At 29.3% G+C, this 12,972-nt stretch carries 16 protein-coding genes, 2 pseudogenes and 1 riboswitch; of the genes and pseudogenes, 4 read left to right on the top strand and 14 right to left on the bottom strand.

What is annotated here, in order from left to right:
• Window positions 1-40: 40 nt before the first annotated feature.
• The 8 genes from IC213_RS15335 to IC213_RS15300 all read right to left on the bottom strand — a co-directional run bounded on the left by IC213_RS15335 (window position 41) and on the right by IC213_RS15300 (window position 6,667).
• Window positions 41-412, bottom strand: a complete 372-nt coding sequence (locus IC213_RS15335) for a DUF2089 domain-containing protein (protein WP_227435386.1) — start codon at window positions 410-412, stop codon at window positions 41-43.
• A gap of 339 nt (window positions 413-751) precedes the next feature.
• Window positions 752-1,999, bottom strand: a complete 1,248-nt coding sequence (locus IC213_RS15330) for an ABC transporter permease (protein WP_255619087.1) — start codon at window positions 1,997-1,999, stop codon at window positions 752-754.
• Window positions 2,000-2,887 (bottom strand): ABC transporter ATP-binding protein, encoded by an 888-nt coding sequence (locus tag IC213_RS15325; RefSeq protein ID WP_227435388.1) that lies wholly within the window; start codon window positions 2,885-2,887, stop codon window positions 2,000-2,002.
• A 133-nt stretch (window positions 2,888-3,020) separates the two neighbouring features.
• Window positions 3,021-4,079: a sensor histidine kinase gene (locus IC213_RS15320; protein WP_227435390.1), complete on the bottom strand. Its 1,059-nt coding sequence runs from the start codon at window positions 4,077-4,079 to the stop codon at window positions 3,021-3,023.
• Window positions 4,080-4,107: 28 nt separating this feature from the next.
• Complete coding sequence (locus IC213_RS15315; RefSeq protein WP_227435392.1) at window positions 4,108-4,623, bottom strand: VanZ family protein; 516 nt, start codon at window positions 4,621-4,623, stop codon at window positions 4,108-4,110.
• Between the two features lie 35 nt (window positions 4,624-4,658).
• Window positions 4,659-5,354 (bottom strand): VanR-ABDEGLN family response regulator transcription factor, encoded by a 696-nt coding sequence (gene vanR, locus IC213_RS15310; RefSeq protein ID WP_227435395.1) that lies wholly within the window; start codon window positions 5,352-5,354, stop codon window positions 4,659-4,661.
• Window positions 5,355-6,015: 661 nt separating this feature from the next.
• Window positions 6,016-6,183, bottom strand: coding sequence for a BlaI/MecI/CopY family transcriptional regulator (locus IC213_RS15305; RefSeq protein ID WP_227435400.1), 168 nt, complete (start codon window positions 6,181-6,183; stop codon window positions 6,016-6,018).
• A gap of 106 nt (window positions 6,184-6,289) precedes the next feature.
• A complete protein-coding gene (locus IC213_RS15300) occupies window positions 6,290-6,667 on the bottom strand; it encodes a BlaI/MecI/CopY family transcriptional regulator (protein WP_227863233.1) in 378 nt (125 codons plus the stop codon).
• Between the two features lie 208 nt (window positions 6,668-6,875).
• Window positions 6,876-6,972: riboswitch (cyclic di-GMP riboswitch) on the top strand.
• Window positions 6,973-7,024: 52 nt separating this feature from the next.
• On the opposite strand from IC213_RS15300, the gene IC213_RS15295 reads away from it, so the two are divergent.
• The gene (locus tag IC213_RS15295) at window positions 7,025-7,201 is read left to right on the top strand and encodes a hypothetical protein (RefSeq protein ID WP_227435413.1); all 177 of its coding nucleotides are present in this window, start codon (window positions 7,025-7,027) and stop codon (window positions 7,199-7,201) included.
• A gap of 226 nt (window positions 7,202-7,427) precedes the next feature.
• Complete coding sequence (locus IC213_RS15290) at window positions 7,428-7,628, top strand: cold-shock protein (protein ID WP_021384215.1); 201 nt, start codon at window positions 7,428-7,430, stop codon at window positions 7,626-7,628.
• Between the two features lie 245 nt (window positions 7,629-7,873).
• Here the strand turns inward: IC213_RS15290 and IC213_RS15285 are convergent, their stop codons facing one another.
• The 6 genes and pseudogenes from IC213_RS15285 to IC213_RS15255 all read right to left on the bottom strand — a co-directional run bounded on the left by IC213_RS15285 (window position 7,874) and on the right by IC213_RS15255 (window position 11,739).
• Entirely contained in the window at window positions 7,874-8,173 is a 300-nt protein-coding gene (locus IC213_RS15285; protein WP_227435422.1) for a hypothetical protein, read from the bottom strand.
• Between the two features lie 32 nt (window positions 8,174-8,205).
• On the bottom strand, window positions 8,206-8,505 hold the full coding sequence (locus IC213_RS15280) for a hypothetical protein (protein ID WP_219674377.1): 300 nt from the start codon (window positions 8,503-8,505) through the stop codon (window positions 8,206-8,208).
• Window positions 8,506-8,799: 294 nt separating this feature from the next.
• Window positions 8,800-9,282 carry a jacalin-like lectin gene (locus IC213_RS21370; RefSeq protein WP_413926650.1) on the bottom strand — a complete coding sequence of 161 codons (483 nt, stop codon included), beginning with the start codon at window positions 9,280-9,282 and terminating at the stop codon, window positions 8,800-8,802.
• 45 nt (window positions 9,283-9,327) lie between these two features.
• Window positions 9,328-10,428: pseudogene (locus IC213_RS21365) on the bottom strand (DUF6765 family protein); the annotation flags it as partial.
• A gap of 250 nt (window positions 10,429-10,678) precedes the next feature.
• A pseudogene (locus IC213_RS15265) lies at window positions 10,679-11,493 on the bottom strand (N-acetylmuramoyl-L-alanine amidase).
• Window positions 11,494-11,496: 3 nt separating this feature from the next.
• A complete protein-coding gene (locus IC213_RS15255) occupies window positions 11,497-11,739 on the bottom strand; it encodes a hemolysin XhlA family protein (RefSeq protein ID WP_227825102.1) in 243 nt (80 codons plus the stop codon).
• A gap of 307 nt (window positions 11,740-12,046) precedes the next feature.
• On the opposite strand from IC213_RS15255, the gene IC213_RS21360 reads away from it, so the two are divergent.
• Window positions 12,047-12,232, top strand: coding sequence for an Arm DNA-binding domain-containing protein (locus IC213_RS21360; protein WP_413926646.1), 186 nt, complete (start codon window positions 12,047-12,049; stop codon window positions 12,230-12,232).
• Window positions 12,229-12,930 carry a tyrosine-type recombinase/integrase gene (locus tag IC213_RS15250; RefSeq protein WP_413927308.1) on the top strand — a complete coding sequence of 234 codons (702 nt, stop codon included), beginning with the start codon at window positions 12,229-12,231 and terminating at the stop codon, window positions 12,928-12,930. The genes IC213_RS21360 and IC213_RS15250 overlap by 4 nt, the downstream gene beginning before the upstream one ends.
• The last annotated feature ends 42 nt before the right edge of the window (window positions 12,931-12,972 follow it).

The raw sequence follows: 12,972 nt of genomic DNA, 5'->3' as shown, positions 1-12,972 counted from the left end.
GTCACTACTCCTGACTACTGTCAGAAATAGAGATAGAGCTTCATTTATTTTCTTTTATTTGTTCTAATGCCTCTGCTGGAGTGATTTCTCCTTTTTCCAGTGCATCTAAAATCTCCTTTTTATGTGAATCAGAAGAAGATGTCACATTAGATTTTCCGTCTAGTTTTTGGATAATATCATCTAACCTAGAACGAACAGTTGGATAAGAAATCTTTAGTTCTTTTTCCACTTCTTTTATATTACCACGACATTTTAAAAATGTTTCTGCAAAGAATAAATCATCTGCAGATAGATAGTCAAATGCACTGAGGCAGAAATCATTTTCAATCACTGTATCACAGTTTTCACATTGTAGCTTGACAACTTTAAGTTTTCTTCCGCAGACAGGACAGCGGCTGATAACTTGATACATCACATCACCTTCTTTCTATCTAATGTTTATAATATAAATCAAAAAATTAATAAAGTCAATATATACATTAAAATAATTAATATTTATATTAAAATAATTAATACATATCTAAAATCAGCAATAGATATGTCAAGAATAGTAGATGTACCAATTGAGGAACTATTCATTTTCGATTAATTTTTGTATCATTGATAATATGTTTTAAATACACATTAGAAAATGGCTACTTTGATTTTATTTCAGAGCCACCATTTTACTAACACCTATATTTAAGATGAAACATTTCTATTCCTAAACAAAGGTTTTTAACTACTAAACAGTTGTTCACAGAATGTTGATTTATATAACCTGATGTTTGTTATAAGCCCGTATAGCAAGAAGAAGAAATACAGGAATTTCAATTATTGATGCCACTATTATGACATAGGGTGACCAGATGCTTGCCTGTCCAATATGCAGATAATTAAAGCTAGTCAATTGGTACAGTAAACTATTTTGCATACCTATTCCTGCTGATGGTAAGATAAAAGTAAGCCAATTGGCTCCAGCCGAATACGTAAATATTGGAAGTAAACATGTTACAATAGCAATTAGGATAACAGAGAGTGAATCCTTGCATTTAGCTGATAAAAACAGTGTGAAACTGACAGTTGCCAGCAGTGAAATAAGCCCTCCTATTGCCAAAGTAATCTGAAGCTGCCCTAAATTAAGTGCAGGCAGACTGATAACTGAAAATAGCATCTGCATAGATGTTTTCATACACTCAGTTCCAAATGCTAGATTTGAAATTGTCAAATGAATTGAAATACATATGACAAATGCTACAGTAAAAATAGTAAGTGCAGCCATAATCTTTGCAATTGCCAATCGAGAATGTCCATGTTTTGTACAGCGCAAAATACTATCTGAACCCGTTTGGTATTCATTAGAAAACGTAGGGGTCACAGCCGCTGTACAAAGAATGACTAGGAGAAAAATAAATAGAATAATATAATCAAATGCATCTCTTGAATATCCAGTATAAAGCTGAAAAGGCGTATTTACTTCTACATATTTTTGTATCGCATGTTTCTGTGCGGTTGGATATTTCTTTTGCTCCATCTGCATGATATCTTTAAGATGTTGCGTAGTCTGCTCATAAAAACCATCTAATTTATTAGGAGAAATATCCATTAAGCTTATTCCCTGACCAGTCTTTGGATTAGAATAGGCTTCTGGCAGTCTTGCCAATAGAGATTGAATGGGAAATACCTTTTTTATATAAATATCTGTAGGGAATTCACCACTACTAAGGCTGTCTTCTCCATATGGCAAAACTACACTTTGATAGATATTCAAAGCTTCTTTGAGTTTTTCCATAGTAACTTCTCCATTATTTTCAGAGCGAAGTGATTTTTTATAGGCAATTGCTTCCAGACCATTTAATTCTGCTACCTTGTTGCCGTTTTTATCATATTGATTGATGTCCTCATACAATACCGGAAGCCAAGCCATCACAACAGACATGAATAGTGAAATAAGTAATAAAATGATAGAACGACGTGATTTCAACACACGTTTTATTTCAAGACGATAAATACGAATCATTTACTTTCCCTCCTCACTTATTTCCTCTTGCGGAAATAACCATAAATATAAGTCCTCCAAACGGGGCGAAGCCATTATTGAGTCACTTGTTTTGGCTTCATCTGCCAAATAACGAACTGATACCTGATTATTACCTTCACTACGTTGATTAATAATACGAAGCTGCATTTCATACATAGGCATCTTTTCAGCAGGTATGATACAATTCCAAACTTTACCTGTAACTTGTTTGACCAATTCATCTGTTGTCCCTACATCAAGAATTCTTCCTGATTTCATAATGGCATTTTGAGTAGCAATATACTCAATATCAGATACGATATGAGTTGAAATAAGGACAATCCTGTCATGAGAGAACTCTGAAATAAAGTTTCGGAAACGAACTCGCTCTCCAGGGTCAAGTCCAGCTGTTGGTTCATCCATTATTAGAAGTTTCGGGTCATTTAACATTGCTTGTGCAATTCCCACTCGACGTTTCATTCCACCAGATAACTTGATAATTTTTTTATTTTTGACATCAGTCAAGGTAAGTGTATGCAGCAGACTGTCAATCTTTTTTCTTGTTTCTCTAGCAGGAACGTCCTTTAATGCAGACACATACTCCAAATAGTCCTTTACTGTAAAATCTTGAAAGAAACCAAAATCCTGTGGCAAGAAACCGAATAGATTTCTGTATTCTTCTCCCATTGAATGAATATCCTTACCATCAAAAACAATTTTTCCACTAGTTGGTTTTAGAATATTCGCAATCATTTTCATAAGCGTAGTCTTACCAGCACCATTAGCTCCAAGAAGCCCCCACACACCAGGTGTAAGATTTAAACAAACATCATCAACTGCGGTTTTATTCTTAAAATTTTTTTTAAGATTTGTAATTGTTAATTCCATGTCTTTTCTCCTTTTTTGTAATACAAAGACAAACGTCCTTGTTCAGTTTTATTTTACTAAACAAGGACGTTTTAAACTTTAATATTAACAGGATAAATTCCTAAGAAAATCCTAATATCTAATTAATGTTTTCCTAAGATTGAATTGGAAGTAATACAATAAAAATAATCCTATCATTTTCACTTTGAGCCAAAATTTCTCCACCATGTAAAAGAATAATTTCATTGGCAATAGAAAGCCCAAGACCTGCACCACCACTGTCCGATTTACGAGCATCATCTAAACGGTTAAATTTTTCAAAAATTGTAGATAATTGTTCTGGTGGAATAGTATGTCCTTGGTTTTCAAATTTAATTTTAATCTTATCCTGTTCCTTTTGAACGTAAATAAGAATTTCTGTATTAGGATAACTGTATGCAACAGCATTTTTGAGCATGTTGTTAAACACTCTAGCTAGTTTCTCAGAATCAGCATAAACCATCAAATTCTCATTTGCGTTGAGTATAACAGAATTTCCTTTAGCAGATAATACAGGATAAAACTCATCAATGAGTTGCACAAGCATATAGTATAAATCTACATTTGTTTTTGTTAGTTGAATTTGCTGTGTATTGTACCTTGTGATTTCAAAAAATTCATCAATAAGCTTTTCCAGACGCATAGACTTCTTCAAAGCAATTCCAACATATTTTGCTTTCTGTTCTATAGGCATGTCAGGTGCTTCATCCAGCAGACTTAAATAACCTATTACAGAGGTAAGAGGTGTGCGAATATCATGAGCTAAATACATGACTAATTCATTCTTTTTGTTTTCAGCTTCTTTTACAGCTTGCTGGCTAAGTAGAACAGCCATTTTTATTTGGTTCATCTGCTTTTCCATATCTTTGAGTGGTTCAGATAATTCAATGGTGCTGTCATTTAGTTGATATATTACTTTAGTGGCATTCATGACTTCCTGCAAATATCCCCATGGTTTTTTCCAGTAATGATAAAAAATACAGAAAAAACCTATAATCAAATATAGAAAATAAATTAAGTCAATTCTAAGATGTAGCCACGGAAAAAATGTGTTTGAAAATCTACTGAATCCATAATCGAATAATATTACCAAAATATACCCAGCTAAGGTATATATAATTAAGCTTATAAATAGTTTCATACGTAATTTCTTTTCTGTACCAATATTTGTCATTGCTATCACCTCCATATCTATACATTTATTAATTGGATAACAGAAGAACTGTCATCAGTGCTAAAAAAAGAACTGCAAAGATTCCAGCTAGAGTTGAAATTACTATATCTGTTTTTTGCTTATCTTTTAGTATTTTCAGCAGTAATGCATATAGACCAATACCAATTATTCCACCAAACATATTGGTGATTAAGTCTGTAATATCTGTACTTCCGATAGCAAGAATATACTGAATCATTTCAAGGATAAAACTGCTTCCAAAAATAATAAGAACTTTATTTTGTAGTTTCATTCTTGATGACAACATGGAAAGTAAAACTCCGAAAGGAATAAAAATTAAAATATTATCTCTCACTTCCTCAAAATGAAACTGTTCTCCAACAGAAGTAGAGTAATGAAATGGAATCAAGTTGATACTCCTTGTGTAACCTATATCGCTTATTCTGAATTGTAGTTTAAACAATATAATCCATACTAATAAAATTAAATAAAGTATGAATAATACACAACTAATTATTTTTAAATGTTTCTTTTTTTTATTCATAGCGTAATTTTTCCTCTCCTCATAGTGAGTTGTAGTTAAATTTTATAACCGACTCCCCATATAGTTTTGATATATTTAGGTTTTTCAATAGTATCACCCATTTTTTCACGCAAATGTCGTATATGAACAGTGATTGTATTGTTACTTTTGCTATAATACTCATCTTGCCATATTTTATAAAATAATTCCTCTGAACTAACAACAGTTCCCTTGTTCTGTAGCAAAATACAAAGTATGGAATACTCCGTTGGTGTAAGTGAAATAGGATTTCCGTCAATTAGACAATCATATGTCTTAGTATTAATTTCTAAACCTAAATAACATAAAACAGAACTTGTATCAGATTCTTCTTGTATAGGATTGTATTTTTTATATCTACGCAGCTGTGCCTTTACTCTAGCAATTAATTCAAGGGGACGAAAAGGTTTTGTGACATAATCGTCAGCTCCTAAAGTTAATCCTGTGATTTTGTCAGTTTCCTCATCTTTTGCAGTTAGCATAATAACTGGAAAATTGTACTTCTCACGTATTTTTCGACAAATATCAAATCCATTTACATCAGGCATCATAATATCCAAAATAGCAAGGTCAAGCTCTGTATTTTCTATACAAGCAAGAGCTTCCTTAGCTGAATAATACTTAAATACGATATAGTTTTCATTTTGCAGATAGACCTCTATTAAGTCCGCTATATCATGTTCATCATCTACTACAAGAATTTTATCATTCATAACTGTTTTCCTCCTTTCGCGCATATACAAGATATTTTATTATTGTATCAAAAGAATCTTTACTATTTATGATTTTCTGCATAAGAAATTATTAAGAATTTCCTAACTCTACAACTTTTTACGATTATCTTCTGGTTTTTCTGCTTCTTTTTATATCCACCAGATACGACTAAAAGGTATAATACTTGGTATTCATTTTCTTTACAGAGTTTTTGTACCCTGAGCTCTGAAATCCTCTGAGAAAAGGAGTACCATTTTCACAGTACTCCTTTGATTCTCCATCTTTATTTCGTTGTATCCTCACACTCTATATCAACACCACAGAAACATTGATATAGTTTTTAATGACCTTATTTCTGATTTTATCAGCATCACCTGTGAAGACGATATACTTGCAAAATTGCCTAAAACATAGAATTTCTACATATCAACTCGTTGTATCAATACTAAAGTCTCGCAATATAGAGTTTCTTGAAACGTTGAAACTATTGCATATTTCTTGAAACTATCTAACCTATCTTATTTTTACAGTAATTGAAACTACTGCACTGTATAATACTATATTAAACTTTTTAATAAAAAACAAGTTATTTTGAAACGGTGGCAAAATGGTGGCAAAACATAATTTGCCACCATTTTTTATTCCTCATCTTTTAAGTTTCTAAACTCTTCTTTGTAATCTTTTTAATACTGTAAATGTAGTAGTATCTTTCCATTTATATTTTTCTTCCATAGCTTCAACAATTTCTCTTGATGTTAATATTCTATCTGATTCCCAAATATATCTCATAACTTTTAACTCTGCTTCTGGTAATTTACTAATTTTCATATTATATACCCCTCCATTACCAACTTATGTATAAATAAATTCTATCTCAATAAAGTTTTCAAAACAAGAGAATTTATCCAAATACTCTCATCCAAAATTTACCATATTATTCTTTTAAGTTTTTATAATACTCTTCTAGTGAATCTAACTTTTCTTTACTTACGGTTTTATGTGTAGTAGTAAGTGAATGCATTATTTTTCTACTTTTACTAGATTTTAGTACTTTTTTCTTAAAAGCGTAATATTCTTTGTTATCTATTATTATTTTATAATGAGATTGAAACTTTATAATATCTCTAACCAAATAACCTTTGTCAACCAATCTTTTTAGTAGTGTTTTTATTGTACTTTTATGCCATACATACATCTGTTTTATATCTTTTACAATTTCTTTTTTAGACATTTCAGAATCTTTTTTCCATAAATACTCCATTACTATTAGTTCGGCTCTTAATAATTTTTCTATTAACATTTCTTCTTCCATCTTAATGTCGCTCCCTCGTTCAGTCTAACTTAAACTAATAATAGAAGCTTTTTAATACAAAAACTACAGGTAAAATTTTACATATATTCTACTATTTTAGTTTGTTTTTATATATAAAAAATACTATTCATATTTATAAACTTATTCAATTTTCAAACACATATGTTGAATAATAACTAATTACATTGTATTATTAAATTGTAGAATAAAACTAAATAGGCAAAACTAGAGAAATTTAGTGACGCAAAGCTATAGGGGCTAAGACTTGTAAAATATCTTATAAGTTATGTCAGCCAGTTGCCAAAAAGATATTGTTCTTTTTGTTTTTATGAAAGTTTTTTAGGGGGATAATAATATATGTTTAGAGATAAAATGGATAGATGTACACACATGTTGACTGCATATATTGGTAGTTCATATGATTATTGTGATTTTATAGATACACAGTTAGATGATTTTATATTAGAGTATGGAGAAAATGTAGTAGAAAATTGCTTACATCAAGTGATGGTATTGGTAAGTAAGTATAATTAAATAGATTTTGTTTTCTAGAGAACCCTTTTTAGTTTTATCTACATTTCTATTAATATATACCAATATAAAACGCTCAAATATATTTTTAATATTAAGAATAACCAAAAATGTTAACTAAAAAATATAATTAAGTAGACATTTCTATTAATCTATGATACAATAGTATTTGTGTTAATACACAATTAAATCAAGTATATCTTGATATAGGTTAATAGGAGTATTTTTAATGAATAATGGAATAGTGAAATGGTTTAATAATGAAAAAGGATTTGGTTTTATATCAATAGAAGGTGGAGATGATGTATTTGCTCATTTCTCAGCTATACAAACTTCAGGATTTAAATCATTAGAAGAAGGTCAACAAGTAAGCTTTGATATAGTTAAAGGTGCTAGAGGTCCTCAAGCAGAAAATATAACTATATTATAATATATAGATTTTTCGGGAAAGACTCTTTTAGGGTCTTTTTTTATTGCTAGTATATATAAGATAATTATTGATGAAAAAAACAAGGTTATTTGGAGAAATGAAAAAAGCACTCCCCAACATGAGAGTGCTTAATTGCAGCTATAGAAGTGTATTGGTAGTACACTTCTATTTTTTTTATTATATCACATAAAAGTAACTGTATTAATAAAATTTACATTTTACAGACACAGTTACTTTAATTTAATCTATTTATCTTCCTCTTTTAATGTCGGATTTAAAAATACTGCACCATGATTGTATTGCTTGTCCTCAACAATTACATAAACACGATTTGTATTTCTTGAGGATGTTATTTTAAGTTCTAAATTAATATTATCAGTTGGCAACACTTCAACTTCATAATTATCTACATTGTTGTTTGTGATATTATTGAATGTATTACCATGGCGTTCAAAAAAAACCTCGCCAACTATTACAAAATATACATCTTCTTTTTTACTATTTTCAACCTCTATAGTATTTTGTTGAGTTATATTTAGTCTCATTTTGTGACTCCTCACTAGATTAATATTTTTTATTATCTGTGTGTATGTGTATAATTATGTATCTCATTAATATGAGTAATTATTGCTTTATTGTTTTCTTCGCAAGATAGAGGTTTAAAAACAACAATCTCTGCTAAAAAACTTCTTGGATTTTTGGTAACTAAAGTAGCATTACAAATAAAGCTATAATTCATCCCAGCTACAATTTGAGTAGAAACAATAAGCGGTTCATAATCAACACCTTTTAACATTCCTATAGCCTCGTTAAATATTTCTAAATTTTCTTTTTCTACTACTTTAAAATCTGACCATCCACCACACAAAGTATTCATAAAAAACCTCCTAATATGTATATTCGACTTATATTCATAATAATATTAATATTCATAATTTTCAATACTTTTGTATAACTAGTCATTGAAAAGGCATAAGTGGACAAATAGATGCTATTTATATAAAAAAACAACAAAAATATTTATATTTTTTATTTGATGAATTACTTACAAGAACTCTAATATATGTAATATTTTTATATTTACCCTCATATAGGAAACACTCTCATTATAAATGTAAAATATTATGTTATTTTCTTAAGTATAAAATAACAACAGTTAATTAATCTGTAGTTATTTTGTACTTGCAATTCCCAAACAATCTAAATATCGCTTGTTAGTTTCTGATTCTAATTTACGTATTAAATATGAACCTTGAAGCGCAAAAATTTGTTTACCTGCAAGTGGTTCTAGAGTAAAAGTCCCATATGATTTAAACATAGTTTCACACCCTGCTGTTATCGTTTTTCCTTTTTTGGTTAAAAAAGTTATTTTTCCGATTGTTCTAGTTGGTGAATTAGGATACGGTTCTCCACCTTCATATAATCCTACTGAACCACTTATCTTAATTATATAGTCATCAGCATCTAAAACCATAGATGTTTCATTTCCTCCTAATGCTTCTCCGTGTACTGGCGTCTTATATTTTCCATCATATACAAATTGTATAGAATCAGCTATATAAGCTCCTCTAAGTATAATTTTTGTTACTCTATTTTTATTTTTAGCAAATTGGGTATCATCAAAAGTTTTAAATTCACAATATTTACTACACATTTCTTCTAACAGTACTTCTTTTTCCTCTAAAAAGTCAATTACATAGTCTACATGTTTTTTTGCAACCAAATTAAAATAATAATAATCTGTCTTTTCTTTATTAGAAGATTTTATAAATTCATTTTTCCATTTATTCTTATCAAATTTATCTAAAGAACTATATCCTAAAGCTTTTATTGCTTTTTCCCATGCATCTGACTGGTCATCTTTTCTAGTTATTATTACTTTTGTAACTTCTGTTTTCTGATTTTCTGTTAAACTCTCATATTGATTTAGACTAAAATCAGTACCATTCTTAATACACTTTAGTGCATATACCATTTGACAAAATGCTTTAAAGAAATTATCTTGATTATTTTTTTGTATCTTCACTTTATCATCAGTACAACTCCAATTTGGAATATATCTGTAATTAAGATATCCATAATCTGGTATATGACCCATTCTTCCATGCCCAAGATATGCAATTCCTTCATATCCACCAACATCAGGAGTTCCTGTGAAATTAATAGAATGCCAACCATTATTACGATACTCTTCTGCTTTAGTCCATTTAGTTTCTTCTATGTATTTGCTCTCTTCAGCAATAAATTCTTTAACGTCATTAATATACCATTCTGGCTTACCAATAAAATACATATGTGCCCATGTATCAGCAAGTACATGCATTCTCATACCAATAAATTGTAACTTATATTCTTCAGTATTATGAAAATAGATTAGGTCATTTATAATAGCTGACACAGTTTCACTATTTAGCAAACACATCAATCTAAATTTCTGTTCATCTCCATCTTTAAACTTCCAGTTTGTTGTAAGACCTTTGCTTTCCTTAACACCATTATAGTTGTATTGTTTATTTAAATTCCCAGGTAAAAAATGAAATGGTATCCACACTATCTTTATTTAATTCAAACTGTCAATATTCCATTTATAACCCCATGAAGTAAAATCTGCATAATATTTTTCAAATTCTGAATTAGTCTGTATTGTAGGAAATGTAAAGTTTACATCATCAAGAATCATACTTTTACTCGATTCATCTACATATTGTGCAGCATAAGCGATTGTATTTGACTCATTATCATCATAACCTGTTATCTTGGCTGCAAGATATGTCCCATAATAATGAAAATCTAAATTCATAAAATCACCTCTTAATTTTATTTTTAAAAATAAATCTATGTAAATTTATTTATATAGATTTACCTTCAACAATATACAAAATATTATAAATATTCAATACTTTTTTGCATAACTGGTCATTAAAAGCGTATAAATAGCCAAAAACATATTCTTATAATTTTAATAAATACATTTATAATAAAAGCAGATAAAAAGAACTTTGATATACATTCTTTTTATCCTCACACATGTTTAAATAAATATTTAAAACTTACAATATTTCTTTTACAAACTCTCTAGCCTTATCCATTGTAGACCACACATCATTGTCATATATCTGAGTAAACTTTTCTCCTGTGGTCTTACTCATTTCTTTCATCTTATTGCAAGTTACTCCACCAATTACATGCAAATTTTGTGTTTGATGCGGCTTATAGTCTTTTATGTCTACTACTAAATAACTTTCTTTTGACCTCTTGTAATATAGTCCTAAGATGTCTGCTGATACCTTATCATCACCACTGTACACTATTGTGTGTTTATACATTTTGCCCACCTCTACATTATTTATAGTTTTATTCAATACGCCTTCTACAATTAATTTGGCCATTCCTTCATCCCCAAGTTTCTTAGCCTTCTCATAATCCTCTTTATTGTCACAGAAGAAACTTTCAATTAATATGGCTGTAGGCTTGGAGCTATTTAAAATATATAATCCTTTGTCTAATTTAGCACCTCTATTTTTGAATACTGTGCCTAGTTTCTTACATATTCTAGTTGCATACTCTAGACCTTTATTACTATAATATAGCACCTCTGAACCTTTTCCTTGACCATTACTTGCATTTAGATGTAACTCTATGAGTAAGTCATATCCCACATTTTATACGACTTTTCTTCTGTTTTAGTTTTAAACTGCTTTTCGGGGCAGATTATTACATCCACCTTATGTCCTTCTTTTCTGAATGTATCTGCTAATATTGGTGCAAGAGATTTATTATATTGATACTCGTTAACTACTCCATCAGCAGAAGTACATGCGCCACTTTTTAAAATACTGTGTCCTACTGTAATACATATTTTCATTATTTATTTTCCTCCTAAAAATATTCCTTTCTGTATTGCAAATATAAAGAACCCTACAAGTGTTGTAATCATTGTCCCAATCAACCACTTTAACATACTTGTAAGTAAGTTTAAGTTCTCACATAATGCTTTTAACTCTGCTTTAGATTCTATATTCGCTATCTTTAATTCGTCTATTTCTTCACCATGTTTATTTATTCTTGTTTCATGTCTTTTTAAATCTGCGTTGAAAAGTTCTTCATTCATGTAAGCCTCTTTATTTTTTATATAAAAAAAAGACTTAGGTTTAATTAAGTCCTTTTTTAATATCACTGGTTCTTCATTGCTTAAATTGACTGGCATATCTTTATTACTAGTTCTTTAGTTGCTAGATTTATAGACTCTATATACTACTTACTTATGTGATATTTATGGTAAAAAAGAAATGGAGAAAAGAAATAAGAAAAATTTATGCTAGTTAAAATACAATGAACAATTCAAATATATATTTTTTAGAATATATTTAATTGATCTAATATAGTTAGAGTATTTAATTTTGAGAGGAGAAAAAATTATGAAAGGTGGAATAAGAAAACGTGGTGAAAAATGGTATTATTACTTTGACTTAGGGACTATTAATGGTAAAAGAAAAAAGATAGAAAGAGTTGGTGGCAAAACTAAAAAAGAAGCCGAAAAAGCGTTAAGAGATGCTCTAAGCGAGTTTGAAAATGAAGGTCAATTATTTCAGATAATGAAATGAGCTTCTCTGACTTCTTAGATTTTTGGTACAAAGAATATGTTTTATTAAATTGTAAATATGGTACACAAAAAAACTATGGAAAAATTATAAAAAATCATTTAAAACAGGATTTAGGAAAATACAAACTAAAAAATCTTAATCCTGCTAAATTGCAGAAATTTTTAAATGATAAGTCAAAATTTGGTCTTAGCAAAAATTCTATCAATAATTTTTATGTTGTTTTAAGTGGAGCTCTAAAATCAGCCGTATATCCATTTAAATTTATAAAAGAAAATCCTATGCAATACGTACATATGCCTAAAATGCAAGAAAATAAAAAAAATGATTTAAAAATTATAAGTTTAAAAGATTTTAATAAAATCTTAGAAAGATTCCCACAAGGCTCTAGTTTCTACATTCCTTTACAAATAGCATTTAATACTGGAATGCGTGGTGGCGAAGTAATGGGTGAGCATGTAACAACAAACAGTTTAAAATATTTGAGCAGAGTCGTGAATTACGAACTTGGCATAGATTTTAATTTTCATAGTTTAAGACATACACATGCTACTATGTTATTAGAAAATGGTGCTAATATAAAAGATATACAACATAGATTAGGACATGCTAAAATATCAACAACTATGGACACATATTCACATGTAACTAACAACATGAGAAACCAAACAGTAAATATTTTTGAAAGCATTGTAGAGTAAATTTGCCACCGAAAAATAATTACGGTGGCAAATCGGTGGCAA

Origin of the sequence: Clostridioides sp. ES-S-0049-02 (assembly GCF_020658465.1) — a bacterium.
Taxonomy (GTDB): Bacteria; Bacillota; Clostridia; order Peptostreptococcales; family Peptostreptococcaceae; genus Clostridioides.
The sequence above is the reverse complement of the archived record's forward strand: the minus strand, read 5'-3'. Positions and strand labels throughout refer to the sequence as shown.